This window comes from Bradyrhizobium acaciae, assembly GCF_020889785.1.
Classification (GTDB): Bacteria; Pseudomonadota; Alphaproteobacteria; order Rhizobiales; family Xanthobacteraceae; genus Bradyrhizobium; species Bradyrhizobium acaciae.
The window spans coordinates 20,526-32,262 of the sequence record NZ_JACMYK010000081.1 but is presented as its reverse complement, the minus strand read 5'-3'; the positions used below and the strand labels follow the sequence as shown (position 1 = coordinate 32,262).

Below are 11,737 nucleotides of genomic sequence, written 5' to 3'. Positions count from 1 at the left end.
CCGAGCGCGCTGGTCTGGCCGCCGGATGCGCCGGCACTGCCCGCGCCGCCGGCACCGGTCGCAGCGGTGCCGCTATCACCCGACGCTGCGGCAAATGCCATCACGGTGTCGAGGTCCTTGGTATCGGCAATCGCCTGCTGGATCCGCATCGCATAGGGCTGGTTGCTGCGCACCACGATGCGCGCGGCCTGGGCGAGACCGGCGGCGATCGCCGTCTTCTGGTCCTTGCTTGCCTTGGCAAGCAGGGCAATCAGCGGATCGAGCGACGTCGGATCGCTGAGGGCGTAATCGCGCGCCCGCGAAGTCAACTCCACGCCCGCGTTCGGAAACTGGCTCAGCAACTGTTCGGGATTGGCCTTGAAATTCGAAACCGCCTGGGGGAGCTGGATCAGCCCGCCAGGCGTTTCCGCCATCGCAGCGCCGATGGGGGCCGCGAGCGCCAACATCACCAAAACCGCTAGGCGCGAGGCGGGAAAACCGCCGGATCGCTCAAATGTGAACACTGCTATCTCCCTAACGAATACTAACAGTTCGTTAGCATAGTCAGAGTTATCGCGCCAATCAAAACCCTGCCGGGCCGCGGCCCCCGGCCAGACGCGGAATCAGCGTTAATTGGCGGACCCGACCGTAACACCGGCGTCATCGTTCTGCCGATGCCCCTGCCCGAGCGGAACGATTGTGACAGGCCCGCCCCAAGCAAGGCGGCGATAACAACGGCGTAGCCGGTAATCTGGAACGAGAAATCGATCATCGAATGCAGCGCGCCGGCAGCCGACGCACAGAGCGCCACCAGCGGCACGATCACGTCGCGGCGGCGGATCCGCACACCATGCGCGAGCACGCCGACTGCTGCGAGCAGCGCGATGATGACCGCGCCGGCCATTAACATTCCGCCGTCGGACGTCAGTTCGAGCCAGCTGTTGTGCGCCCGGTTCCAGGTCCCGCGCAGCGAGATGTCATCGGTGCGATAGGCCGGATAGACCCATTCGAAGCTCCCAAAACCGCTGCCGAGCCAGGGATGGTCCCAGATCATCCGCAACGTCGCACGATATGTCGAGAATCGTCCCTCGTCCGACAGGCCCATCGTGCTGAAGCGCGCGCCGACGCCGCCGCCGAGAAGTTGCAACAGTGCAAGCGCGACCAAGCTGCCGATGCCAAGCGCCACAATCAGGCCGTAACGGCGCGGCATCCGCTTGCGAAACAGGAGCGCGGCCGCGACGACGGCAGCGAGCAGCGATATCCCGACGCCGCCGCGCGATCCGGTCAGAAACATCGCGACGAGGCAAGTGAGCCAGCCGAACGCATCGCCGGCGAGCCGGCGCCGTGCCGGCATATCGATGCGCGCCAACAGGCGTGGCAGACTGGCCCGGCGCGACGGCCAATACCGCTCGATCAGCTCGCAACCGAACAACAGCCAGATCAGTGCACAGCAACCATAATAGATGCCCGCAGTGTTGCGATTGACGAAGGGAGACGTCAGCCACTCCAGATGCGCCTGCTTCTCATGAAGCAAATAGATCCGAGCGGGATCGATCGCGAAGGTGACGATGCCGGTGATCGCGTAGACGAGGCCGGCCGCCGCCACCGCCCGCAACAACCCTCGTGCCAATGTGCGATCGGCGCCGAGCACGACGCCGATGGCAAAACTGAGCAGCCAGACGATCCCGACACCGGCTGAATAGAACGGCAGATTGGTCGCGATCGACGCCGCCCGCGGAAGCTCGGCGGGTAGCAATTTGCCCGCCTCGACCCACAGCGCGTTCGGCGCTACGCCGAACCAGGGCCGCTGCGCCGATTGCTCGTGCAGCACCAGCATGGCGAGCGCCGTCAACAACGCCATAACCGCGAGGATCGCGAGCTGGCTGCCGCGCAGGCGCATCGGCAGCACGCCGAGCAGTGCTATGCCGAGCGGGATCGACCAGATCGCGGGCGCGACGACACCGGCCGAGCCGAGCGGCAGCGGCGCCAGTGCGACGACGGCGCAGAACAGCCACGATGACCATTGCACCGGCCACGGCAATGCCGTGGCCTCGCTCGAGCCGGAAGCTGATCGCAGACGTGTCATGAAGCCGGCCGGGCCGGCTCACGCCCCAGTATCAGGGCGCAAGCTTGATCGAATTACGAAGTAATGTTGCGTTGTAGGCGGCCACGATCGGATCGTTCACCGTTGCGGTCACGAGGCGGATCTGCTGCATGAGCTTGGCGTCCTCGACCGACGCCGCGTTCGATGCATAGAGCACGTCCTTGTTGCGCAACTGGAAACGCGTGGCCAGGAAATAGCCGGCCGGATCGCGGAAATTGATGTTGTAGACGACCGGAATGATCGGCCCTGAATATTTGCTGACATCGACGCCGAGCTTGGCGGCCACTTCCGGCAGTTCGCCGCGATAGACGAACACCGAGGCCGGATCGGCCGAGGAATCGTTCAGGCCGCCTGCCTTGGCGACGGCTTCGGCGAGCGAGATGCGCCAGGCCTCGAAGTTGAACTGGCCCTGCGCGCCCGAGGCGCCGAAGGCGACGAAGGTCTGCGGCTCGCGGTAGACATAGATCGTATCGCCCGGATGCGCGTAGATGTTGCTCTTGGGCTCGTAGACCAGCTGGCCGAACGGCACGGTCGTCCGCTTGCCATCCCGCTCCAGCATCACCCATGTGTCGAAACCCTGCCCTTTCGGACCGCCGGCGCGGGTGATCGAGTCGAGCACGCGCTCGCCCGCGGCGTTGGCGGGGAAGCGGTTCGGAGTATTGACCTCGCCGAGCACGGAGATCAGCGAGGTGCGCTGCTCGATCAGGGCAACGACGGCCTGCGGCTCGATCGCGCGATTCTTCAGTGCATCGACGATCGAGCGCTGCACCTCGGTCGGGGTGCGGTTCTTGGCGCGGATCGCCCCGGCATAGGGCACCGAGATATTGCCGTCGGTATCGACGTTCTGGTTCGGCAGCGTGATGTAATTGCCGGGACGCACGCCGGCCTCGACCGGAATGAACAGACCGCCGGCGGCGGCCTCGAAGATCGTGACGCTGACGACGTCGCCGATGCCGAAATGGATGTCCTTGGGCGGCGGGCCCTGGATGCCGCCGGCGAGTTGCGGTGCGAACGACGCCAGCACGTTCTCGACCTGCGGCGTGATCTTCACCATCGCATAGGGCAGGCTTTCCGGATCCTTCTGCCCGGCGGCGACATCAGAACTCGTCGGACCGTTGGTCGGCATGTAATGGCATCCGCCGACCCCGCAGGCGGCCGCAAGCAATAACATTACTCGAATGAAATTCGCACGCGACATTCAAATACTCCGGCCGTGCCGTAACACGCCGATTATCACAACCACAAGGTTCCGCGATATATTGCAGCGCAATTGATAAATAATGTTAACGAGGTGAGGCAATTCGGCGACACCGGCGCGCCGCCGTGAGACAAAGGCCCAGCGCAAGCCACTCCGGCTTTGATTTCCTGTGATGTTCTCGTTATCTGTGAATGAGATGGTTGAGTGAACCGATTGAGAGTTCGATGGCCCGCATGAAACCACTGGCGATCGCACTGGGAACCGCCGCCTTGCTGCTTGGCAGTGCATTTGGCAGCACAGGCGTTTTGGCCGCCGAACTGGGCATTTCCCCTGCCCCGCGCGCCGTGCAACGCGTCAGCGGCAACTGTCAGCGGCTGCAATATTGTCAGGACGACGTCTGCCAGTGGAAGCGGGTCTGCTGGCACGGTTGCCCCGACCGCTATTCCTGCGCACCGCTCTACGGCGCCTACGGACCATATGGCGGCCGCGACTATTGGGCCGCCTACAGCTACGGCGACCTGCGCCCGTTCTGAATGTTAATCAATTAACACACCACTAGCCGTGCGCGCATCGATCGGCGCTACGCCGACGGTTTTGCGACGATCGGGTTAACCCCGGTTTAGGACCCGGCCCGCTAGGATGCGGGCGCAGGGTTTGGTTATGTTATTTGTTTTCCTTGGTAATTTGATCGGCGGCGCCGTTCTCGGACTGCGGCAGCACTGTCTGGTGCTGGTGCCCGTGACGCTTGCGGAACTGACGCTGCTCGCCGCTGTCGGCGCCGCGCGCCTCTCGTGGTCGGAGACCTTGCTGCTCATGATCACCGCCATCGTGTCGCTGCAAGGCGGATATCTCGCCAGCACATTCGCACCGCTGGTCCGGTCGCGCTGGTCGCGCACCTCAACGCCACGCCTCGCCCTGCGCCGCCCGCATTAGCGCGGCACAACGCCGCCGCATTTTGCGTATCCGATTTCCATTGACCTCGCGGCGAGCCCGGGGCATCCCGCTGCCTTGCGTTCTCATCCTCCGCAGGAACACCCTCCTCAGGACTTGGCCCTCTCGTGTGGAACGTCACGGCTTTCCTCTGCATCCTGATCGGGGCGTCGATTCCGGCGGGTCTCATCGACGCATCGCTCGCCACCGGTCTGGTCGGCGCCGCAACGTCGCTCGGGCTGCTGGCAAGCCTGACGGCGATCCGTCCAGGTGAGCTGTCCTTCCTGAAATCGGTCGTCGGGTCCGCGGTTGCGGTGGCGCTCGTTCCGATGCTCTGGATCATTGCGCAAATGCTTCCGCTCACGCTTTGGGCGCATCCGGTGTGGAAGTTCGCCGGCGAAACGCTTGGAGAGCCGCTCAGCGGCAGCGTCACGATCGATACCGGTGCAAGCCTTGGCGCGCTGCTGCTGTGGTTGTCGCTGCTATCGATCATGATCACCGCCGCTGCGATCGCGATCGATGCACGCCGCGCCGACAGGGTGGCCCGTACCATCGCAGCGACAGCCGCGGTCGCAGCGATCATCCTGCTGCTGCACAGCGATCCCATCAAAGCCTGGCTTGGTGCTGCGCCCGATGAGACGGCGAACGGATTCCTGGTGATCGTTCTCGCTGGCGTTCCGCTCGGCCTCGCGCGCGCGCTCGATGGCGGCGGACACGCCGATGGCCGCACGGCGGCGCAATTGGCGCGGCTGCGCTGGCTGCTCGCTGCCGGCGCGCTGTTTTGCGCCCTCAGCGCCAGTTGGTATGGGCGACGCGGCGCCGCGATCGCAGTCGCTGCGGGCATAGCGCTCGTCCTCATGACCTTCGCCGCGCGAAAACTTCATCTGCACCGCTGGAGCAGTGCTGCAGCGGCCGTAGCGATCGCGCTGATTGCGCTGGCGACGGCGGTCGCCAACCGTCATCCTGATGTGGCGCTCGCCACAGCATTCGTCCAGGCACCGGCCGACCTCGTGCAATCGACCCACACCCTGCTCGCCGACCTGCCTTCGCTCGGCAGTGGTGCCGGCACCACGGCCACACTGGCGTCGACCTACATGGACTGGCAGGGCGTAACCTCGCGGCCTGTGGTGGCGACCAGCGCCGCCGCCTTGATCGCGCAGTTCGGTTCCGCCATGTTCTGGACTCTACTCGCGGTTACGATCGTTGGTATCGCGGCGTTCACGGCCGGCGCGCGCAATCGCGGCCGCGACTGGTCTTATCCAGCGGCGGCGGCGGCCGTGTTGCTGACGCTAGCGCTCGCCGCCTTCACCTTGCCGGAACTGCCGGCGCTGCCCGGAGTGATGGTGTTGGGAGCCGTGATCGGAACAGGACTGGCACAGCGGATCAGCCGTTCACGGTTGCAGGTGAGCTAGACGATGCGCAGCCTCCTCCGGCGGATTGTCGGCCAGACCGGCGACCTCGAACATGACGAGGGCGACGAGATCTGCATCTACGCCGTCGGCGATATCCACGGCCATGCCGACCTGCTGCACGAGATCTGCGCGCGCATCGATGCCGATATCCGTAAGTTCCGGCCGGCGCGGCCGATCCAGGTGTTCCTCGGCGATTACATCGATCGCGGACCGGATTCGCGCGAGGTGATCGCCATGCTCGATCAACGGCGCCGAACCCGCAGCATGGTCTGCCTGCTCGGCAACCACGAGGCCTGCCTGCTGGAGTTTCTCGTCAATCCGGACATGCTTACGCAATGGCGGCAGTTCGGCGGCCTGCAAACGCTGATGTCCTATGGACTGACGCCCTCACCCAATCCCGACGCGGCGGAACGGAGGGCGCTGGCTCAGCAGTTGGTCCGCCAGATGCCGCCGGCCCATCTCGCCTTCCTGCGCTCGTTGCCGATCACCTATTCCTTCGGCCGTTATTTTTTCGTACATGCCGGCGTCAGGCCCGGCGTCGCGCTCAAGCAACAGCGCAAGGAGGACCTGCTCTGGATCCGCGACGACTTCCTGATGTCGGAGGATGATTTCGGCAAGGTCGTGGTCCACGGCCATACGCCGGTGCATGAGGCCGAGCTGCTGCGCAACCGCATCAATGTCGACACCGGCGCCTACGCGACCGGCCGCCTGACCTGCGTCAAGCTGGAAGGCCCGCGGCGAACCCTGCTGATGACCGCCAACCGGGCCGTGCGCCATGGTTCAACATGATGGCTAACCCGATGTCTGGCAGGATCGACCGGTACGCGCGGCAGCTGTCGCCGGCTTTCGTGCCGGTTGCAGTCCTGATCGGCGCCGCGACGCTGGCGTTGTCGGCCTGGTGGCTCGCCGCCGATGCATTGCGCGGCAGGCCTTCGCTCGCTGCCGAGATCGGCGTAGTCAGGAGCGAGCTATGGCTACGCGACGGCTGGAGCGAATTGCAGACATCTCCAGAAGCGGCCGAGGCCGCCTTCACGCGCGCGCTTCGGCTCTCGCCGATGGACGCCGGCGCCTGGTTCGGCCTCGCCTCAGCGACCGGGCGGTTCGACTGGCTGAACCCGACCGCGTCGAAGGCGTTGAAGATGTCCTATTACACCGGCTTCAACCGCAGCGACCTGGTCACGCCGCGGCTGATCCTGCTGGCGCAGGTCGACACCACGCGCGATGTGGAGCTGGTCGATCTGCTGCAGCGGCAGATCCGCCTGATCCTCACCCGCGCTCCGGAGCTGAAGGGCGCGATCGGCCAAGCCTATGGCGTCGCGTCCGATGCCAACCGGCGCATCATCGAGGCGGAATTCAAGGACGCCAACCAGAGCATTCCGGAGTAATGCGCGTCAGCAAGCGGGCGGCCGCCGGATGCCCAACCTCTCAGATACCCGACCGTCAAATCCCCTTGTGCCGTAGCACCGCACCGACGGTGCGCAGCAGGATGCGCAGGTCGAGCATGAAGCTCCAGCTCTTGATGTAGATCAGGTCGTGCGCGACGCGCAGCTGCATGTCCTCGATCGCAGGCGTCGCGCCGCGCAATCCCTGCACCTGGGCAAGACCGGTGATACCAGGCTTGACGTGCTGGCGCTGCGCATAACTCGCGATCAGCTTCGAATATTTGTCGTCATGCGCCAGCGCGTGCGGCCGCGGCCCGACCAGCGACATGTCGCCGCGCAGCACGTTCACCAGTTGCGGCAATTCGTCGATGCTGCGGCGGCGCAGCGTTGCGCCGATCCCGGTCAGCCGCGGATCGTTTACGCGAGCCTGCGTGATGATATCGCCATCCTCGAGCACATGCATCGAGCGGAACTTGAGGATGGTGAATTGCTTGCCGTCGAATCCGTTGCGGCGCTGCCGGAACAGGACCGGTCCCCGGGAGTCGAGCTTGATCGCGATCGCAGTTCCGATCAACAGCGGCGCGAACAGCACCAGCAGGCCGCTGGATGCCACGATGTCGAACAGGCGCTTGCCGGCACGCTCGAGCGAGGTCAACGGCGAGCGCTGCATTTCCAGCGTCGGTATCGGCCCGGTCGCCACCATCCGCATCGCCAGGAATCGCTCCGCCGTCCGATCGGGCAGCAGCCGCACCGGCAGCGGCGACGCCCGCAGCTGATCGCAGACGAACTGGATGCGCGGCTCCTGCTGCCAGGGCATCGCCAGGATGATTTCATCGGCGCCGCACTCCCGTGCGGCGCGAATGGCCGAGGCGACGGCCGCCCGATCGCCGGCGTCGTCGGACAATCCGGAAAGCTGCACCCGCCGCACCTCGCTGAGGCCGAAATCGCGCAGCAGGCTCGATTGCCGCACCCGGGACAATTCGTCCGCCATCCCGACCACGACCGCGCGGCGCGTCGCCAGCATGCCGCGATCGATCGCGCGTCGCAGCGGCGCCTGCAGCAGCATCCGTCCGGCCACCAGCCCAAGGCCGCCGATCAGGCCAAATGACATCACCGACCCGCGCGAGATACCGGAACCGACCTTCAGGAGGAAGATGATCAAGGTCATCAGCAGGACGACCAGCAGCCAGCCGCCGAGCAGACTGTTCCAGCGCCGGTCGAGGCCAGCGAGCACCTGCGCGTTATAGAGGCCCTGCGACTTCGCCACGAACATGTGAAGGATGGCGGCGAGAACCCCGATCCCTAGAAAACCCTCGAAGCTGTTGCTATAAACAGTGTGGTAGTAGAACAGATGATAGGCCGCGCCGCCAATGATGCTGGACAGCACGACGATGACCATCTCGAAGGCGATGGCAAACGCTTCGAGCGATGCAAAGGCGAACGAGAAGGCGCCGAAGTTAACCGGTACCTTCGCTAATCGAGCGTCCGAAAGGTCGGTCATCGGGAATTAACATTCGTGTTAACAATTCGAATGTGTACTATCAGGCAGGTCGCGAGCTCGCAAGACCTGCCGGCAATATCAGGCAGAGAGCGCCCATGACTGAATCCGCTGGCGAAACCGAGGCCGCGCTGGTGGCCCTCCTTCACTTGATCCGTCTGATGGGCGCCGAACTCGTCGCCGGCCAGCACCGCGACGACATCGAGGTGCTGGTCAAGGCAGTCGAGACAAAGTTGCGATCGGCGCGCTTTCCGGCTGAAATGCCGAATCAGGATATCGTTAAAGGTCTGGACCTCGCAGAGGCCAGACTGCGTCCAATCCTCGAAGAGCTGCGCGCACGGTCCGAGAAAGCGCATCTGAGCGACCAGCTGCTGCTGGCGCCCAGGCCCTCACGCATCCATTAACAGATCAGCTTTCGTCAGCTCTGGACTTCGCCACGGCGGGGCAGACCGCTCCCGCCGCCGGATCTGAGCGCGAGCTTCTCCTCGATCTTCATTTTTTCGAGTAGCAGATCGGTCACGATCCGACGCAGCCGTTCATTTTCCAGCCGCAATTCGTCAATACGGTTACGGACAGGGGGGATCCCATCTCGATCTTCGGTGTGAGCAGCGAACTCGGTAACAGTACCGTTCGCTTGGTGGCCGCGCGCGGCCTCCTGCTTGCGCCAGCGGTGAAATGTCATCACGCTAACGCCCAGCACTTTGCACGCTTGGGCTTGTGACTGCCCCCGCGCCATGAGTTCCTCGGCCTGTTTGACCTTGGAACTGATCTCGTCAGTCGAATGACGCCTCATTGGTCATCTCATTGCCCCCTAGATTAGCAATAATCGCATGGCCTATAAGCTATGTAAATGCAACAGGAAATTCAAATTGAGGATTTCCCGGGGGTCTTTCGGGAGCCTCGAACTTGGCCGTCGGCAGTGGCGCATTTTGCGAAGAAACGCCGAAGCTGCAAGGTATTTACCGAAATAATTGAGCGATATTCCTCCGCCAAACCGATCCGACAAGAAAAGTTATACGACTTTCTGCGTATGAGAATTTGATCTGGACAACTGGCGCACTGTTTGCATTCACAAGTGAGAATATCCAACCGATCCTTCGGCAGATTGTGAGTGCATCATGCCTCGCTGTGATATCCGCGCCGCCAGTCAAGTGAGAGTTTCACAAAATTCTAACAAATTTATCCCGCGACCTTCGCGTCCGGTAGCTTGCGAGCACGCACGCGCAGCGGTAGTTACCAGCACGTTAGATGTCACGAGGGTTTCAACATATTTAAGGATTATTTTCACGAGACCTAACGTTCCTTGCTCGATCCACGAATTATCAATTAGGCACTTTCTCACCCGAAGCCATCAGGCGGAACCACGACCGCCCGACCATCCGCGAACTATTCTGTGCTGACGCTTGTCAGAGCCCCGTCTCTGATCAACAATTTTGCGAGGATCGACACCATGGCGCGTCTCAAGGTCTTCGAGGGGAACCAATCCACATCCGGCGAGGCAGCCGACGCCCTGGAACGCCTCGTCGCGGAGAATTTCGAGCTTCGGCATACCGCAGTCGAGCTGGTCTTGCAGACCTGGATCCTGCGCGAGCGTCTGTCCGATGTCGGGGTGCACAAGTCTGTCCCGCGGGAGCACTGACCGCTCCGACCCTGCTCTCAAACGCAAAACACGAATGGTCCGGAAGCCGGTGGCGGCCCACGAACCGGATGGACCCGAAGTCATTCGGGTCGATCCGCCGTTCTATCTTAAATTGAATTATTCGTGACCATGGACAAGCCGCCGCCGTCGCCATGGCGGCGCGGAAGTGGCGACAACTGCTCGGCGAGGAATTCGCGGACGAACGTCAGCGATGAACCCGGCGCAACGCGGCGCGCGGGCTGGTCTGCTCACGGGATACATCGAACGAACGAGAACCAATCGGGCGCTCGTGAATTTCACGCAACTCAGCGATATCCAGCATCAGCGCAACGACCTCGTTGCGCAGCGATTGATTGGTCGCGAGCAACGCCTCTTCGATCGGCCGATGCAAATGTTGAATCTTGTGCTGCTTCATGGCGCGCCCTCGCTCTGCGAGTTAAGGGTATGAGCGATGTGATTGAAGTTTCGATGACAGAGTTAGATCGCCCACATGGAATGCGGCCAATGGGGCAGGTTTGCGACCAATGTCACTCTGACAGAAATTTTCCCGATTTGGTTCCACAACCTGATCGCGAAACCTTTAATCGATGGCCGCATTGTGTCGTCGCGATGGGATGTCCGCGGCAGCGATGCGACGCGCGGCGAAACAGCACGTCGGCGCCGACCATCAGGCGCGAGCAAGAGCATGAAATCATTTGATGATCGTTGATCGCAGCTATCGTCGTCGAAATCGGCGCGTGCCTGGCGGCTGACCACAATGTCGCCGCGTCAAAGGCTCGCAGCTTGAAGAGGCGCTCCGCCTCGAACCAGATATTCCACCAGAGACAGCGTGCACACACTAAATCTGCTGCTGCCAATCAATCGGATTCGCTCTGCGCATAACAGGTTGAACCGAGCAGCATGGATGCCACATGGGCGCCGCCATCGGCACGGATCGCAAAATGTTTCGAACAGTTGCAGATATCCGAGGCATCGTCTGATTTCATCGCCTGATTTGACGCGTTCCGGGCGGCTCCGGCGATACGACAGAAAACTTCGACGCTTCACGCGGCATGCACAAGATTCGTCTCAACGAGGGCCGAACGCGACAATGCCATTCCAATTCAGGCTCAGCAGCGGTGATGCGCTTCGGCTCGACAACTGCAGCGAGGGCGTTTGCGTTTCCTGCCCGGAATTGCACAAGCGCTTTGCACGACCATCGCCAATGAACAGCAGCTCGCCGCCAACCGCCATAAGCATCGCTAATTCGCGACGCGCGGTGCGATCGCGCACTATTTCGATTTGGCAGGCGTGTCGTCGTCCATCTTGCCGCCATTGGCGACGCACTTATTGAAATAGTCCCGCTGATCCTTCGCGCCGCCCCTCGCACTGCCGGAAGCGGGATTTCCAGCCTGTCGCGGTGGAAATGCCCTCGCGACCAGAACATCGCAGGCGCGTGCGACCCGGGCGTCGATCGCGTACGCCGGAACGATTGCACTGGAGATGATGGTCACGGCTGAAGCAACCGCAAAACCAGTGATAACTCTCATTACCGAACTCCGTTCCTGGCCGAACCAGCTTTTTTCTCGAGCCCGGATTCGCAAGGAGCGTACCAG

16 protein-coding genes are annotated in these 11,737 nt (G+C 62.8%); 8 read left to right on the top strand and 8 right to left on the bottom strand.

All coding sequences use genetic code 11. The features are described from left to right. From H8A92_RS26115 to H8A92_RS26105, 3 genes are all read right to left on the bottom strand, one after another. Positions 1–503 (bottom strand): hypothetical protein (locus H8A92_RS26115; RefSeq protein WP_229198419.1); only part of this gene is annotated, 503 nt, incomplete at its 3' end. A gap of 20 nt (positions 504–523) precedes the next feature. After that, complete coding sequence (locus H8A92_RS26110) at positions 524–2,065, bottom strand: O-antigen ligase family protein (RefSeq protein ID WP_229198418.1); 1,542 nt, start codon at positions 2,063–2,065, stop codon at positions 524–526. Between the two features lie 31 nt (positions 2,066–2,096). Then, positions 2,097–3,209, bottom strand: a complete 1,113-nt coding sequence (locus H8A92_RS26105; protein WP_229198417.1) for a polysaccharide biosynthesis/export family protein — start codon at positions 3,207–3,209, stop codon at positions 2,097–2,099. A gap of 296 nt (positions 3,210–3,505) precedes the next feature. Here H8A92_RS26105 and H8A92_RS26100 point away from each other — a divergent pair, with 296 nt between their 5' ends. The 5 genes from H8A92_RS26100 (at position 3,506) to H8A92_RS26080 (ending at position 7,008) form a co-directional block, all read left to right on the top strand. Beyond that, positions 3,506–3,814: a hypothetical protein gene (locus H8A92_RS26100; protein ID WP_229198416.1), complete on the top strand. Its 309-nt coding sequence runs from the start codon at positions 3,506–3,508 to the stop codon at positions 3,812–3,814. Between the two features lie 127 nt (positions 3,815–3,941). Beyond that, positions 3,942–4,214 (top strand): hypothetical protein, encoded by a 273-nt coding sequence (locus H8A92_RS26095; RefSeq protein ID WP_229198415.1) that lies wholly within the window; start codon positions 3,942–3,944, stop codon positions 4,212–4,214. A 125-nt stretch (positions 4,215–4,339) separates the two neighbouring features. Then, positions 4,340–5,623: a hypothetical protein gene (locus H8A92_RS26090; protein WP_229198414.1), complete on the top strand. Its 1,284-nt coding sequence runs from the start codon at positions 4,340–4,342 to the stop codon at positions 5,621–5,623. 3 nt (positions 5,624–5,626) lie between these two features. Then, positions 5,627–6,412 carry a metallophosphoesterase family protein gene (locus tag H8A92_RS26085; protein ID WP_229198413.1) on the top strand — a complete coding sequence of 262 codons (786 nt, stop codon included), beginning with the start codon at positions 5,627–5,629 and terminating at the stop codon, positions 6,410–6,412. An 11-nt stretch (positions 6,413–6,423) separates the two neighbouring features. Further along, positions 6,424–7,008, top strand: coding sequence for a hypothetical protein (locus H8A92_RS26080; RefSeq protein ID WP_229198412.1), 585 nt, complete (start codon positions 6,424–6,426; stop codon positions 7,006–7,008). Between the two features lie 55 nt (positions 7,009–7,063). On the opposite strand, the gene H8A92_RS26075 is transcribed toward H8A92_RS26080, so the two are convergent. After that, positions 7,064–8,506, bottom strand: a complete 1,443-nt coding sequence (locus H8A92_RS26075; protein WP_229198411.1) for an undecaprenyl-phosphate glucose phosphotransferase — start codon at positions 8,504–8,506, stop codon at positions 7,064–7,066. Between the two features lie 95 nt (positions 8,507–8,601). Here H8A92_RS26075 and H8A92_RS26070 point away from each other — a divergent pair, with 95 nt between their 5' ends. After that, positions 8,602–8,907 carry a hypothetical protein gene (locus tag H8A92_RS26070; protein ID WP_229186262.1) on the top strand — a complete coding sequence of 102 codons (306 nt, stop codon included), beginning with the start codon at positions 8,602–8,604 and terminating at the stop codon, positions 8,905–8,907. Between the two features lie 14 nt (positions 8,908–8,921). Here the strand turns inward: H8A92_RS26070 and H8A92_RS26065 are convergent, their stop codons facing one another. Continuing rightward, positions 8,922–9,296 (bottom strand): helix-turn-helix domain-containing protein, encoded by a 375-nt coding sequence (locus H8A92_RS26065; RefSeq protein ID WP_229198410.1) that lies wholly within the window; start codon positions 9,294–9,296, stop codon positions 8,922–8,924. A 657-nt stretch (positions 9,297–9,953) separates the two neighbouring features. Here H8A92_RS26065 and H8A92_RS26060 point away from each other — a divergent pair. Next, a complete protein-coding gene (locus tag H8A92_RS26060; RefSeq protein ID WP_229198409.1) occupies positions 9,954–10,142 on the top strand; it encodes a hypothetical protein in 189 nt (62 codons plus the stop codon). A gap of 205 nt (positions 10,143–10,347) precedes the next feature. Here the strand turns inward: H8A92_RS26060 and H8A92_RS26055 are convergent, their stop codons facing one another. Then, entirely contained in the window at positions 10,348–10,557 is a 210-nt protein-coding gene (locus H8A92_RS26055) for a hypothetical protein (protein ID WP_229198408.1), read from the bottom strand. 75 nt (positions 10,558–10,632) lie between these two features. Between H8A92_RS26055 and H8A92_RS26050 the strand changes: the two genes are divergently transcribed. Beyond that, entirely contained in the window at positions 10,633–10,851 is a 219-nt protein-coding gene (locus H8A92_RS26050; protein ID WP_229198407.1) for a hypothetical protein, read from the top strand. A 359-nt stretch (positions 10,852–11,210) separates the two neighbouring features. On the opposite strand, the gene H8A92_RS26045 is transcribed toward H8A92_RS26050, so the two are convergent. Both H8A92_RS26045 and H8A92_RS26040 read right to left on the bottom strand, forming a co-directional pair. Continuing rightward, positions 11,211–11,414 carry a hypothetical protein gene (locus H8A92_RS26045; protein ID WP_229198406.1) on the bottom strand — a complete coding sequence of 68 codons (204 nt, stop codon included), beginning with the start codon at positions 11,412–11,414 and terminating at the stop codon, positions 11,211–11,213. Beyond that, positions 11,414–11,671 (bottom strand): hypothetical protein, encoded by a 258-nt coding sequence (locus tag H8A92_RS26040; protein ID WP_229198405.1) that lies wholly within the window; start codon positions 11,669–11,671, stop codon positions 11,414–11,416. Before H8A92_RS26040 ends, H8A92_RS26045 begins: the two co-directional genes overlap by 1 nt. Between the last annotated feature and the right edge of the window lie 66 nt (positions 11,672–11,737).

Excerpts from the sequence above, each read along its gene's own strand:
- H8A92_RS26110 (WP_229198418.1), bottom strand. The coding sequence starts at position 2,065 with ATGACACGTCTGCGATCAGCTTCCGGCTCGAGCGAGGCCACGGCATTG.
- H8A92_RS26105 (WP_229198417.1), bottom strand. The coding sequence starts at position 3,209 with ATGCCGACCAACGGTCCGACGAGTTCTGATGTCGCCGCCGGGCAGAAG.
- H8A92_RS26100 (WP_229198416.1), top strand. The coding sequence starts at position 3,506 with ATGGCCCGCATGAAACCACTGGCGATCGCACTGGGAACCGCCGCCTTG.
- H8A92_RS26095 (WP_229198415.1), top strand. The coding sequence starts at position 3,942 with ATGTTATTTGTTTTCCTTGGTAATTTGATCGGCGGCGCCGTTCTCGGA.
- H8A92_RS26085 (WP_229198413.1), top strand. The coding sequence starts at position 5,627 with ATGCGCAGCCTCCTCCGGCGGATTGTCGGCCAGACCGGCGACCTCGAA.
- H8A92_RS26080 (WP_229198412.1), top strand. The coding sequence starts at position 6,424 with ATGTCTGGCAGGATCGACCGGTACGCGCGGCAGCTGTCGCCGGCTTTC.
- H8A92_RS26075 (WP_229198411.1), bottom strand. The coding sequence starts at position 8,506 with ATGACCGACCTTTCGGACGCTCGATTAGCGAAGGTACCGGTTAACTTC.
- H8A92_RS26070 (WP_229186262.1), top strand. The coding sequence starts at position 8,602 with ATGACTGAATCCGCTGGCGAAACCGAGGCCGCGCTGGTGGCCCTCCTT.
- H8A92_RS26065 (WP_229198410.1), bottom strand. The coding sequence starts at position 9,296 with ATGAGGCGTCATTCGACTGACGAGATCAGTTCCAAGGTCAAACAGGCC.
- H8A92_RS26060 (WP_229198409.1), top strand. The coding sequence starts at position 9,954 with ATGGCGCGTCTCAAGGTCTTCGAGGGGAACCAATCCACATCCGGCGAG.
- H8A92_RS26055 (WP_229198408.1), bottom strand. The coding sequence starts at position 10,557 with ATGAAGCAGCACAAGATTCAACATTTGCATCGGCCGATCGAAGAGGCG.
- H8A92_RS26050 (WP_229198407.1), top strand. The coding sequence starts at position 10,633 with ATGGAATGCGGCCAATGGGGCAGGTTTGCGACCAATGTCACTCTGACA.
- H8A92_RS26040 (WP_229198405.1), bottom strand. The coding sequence starts at position 11,671 with ATGAGAGTTATCACTGGTTTTGCGGTTGCTTCAGCCGTGACCATCATC.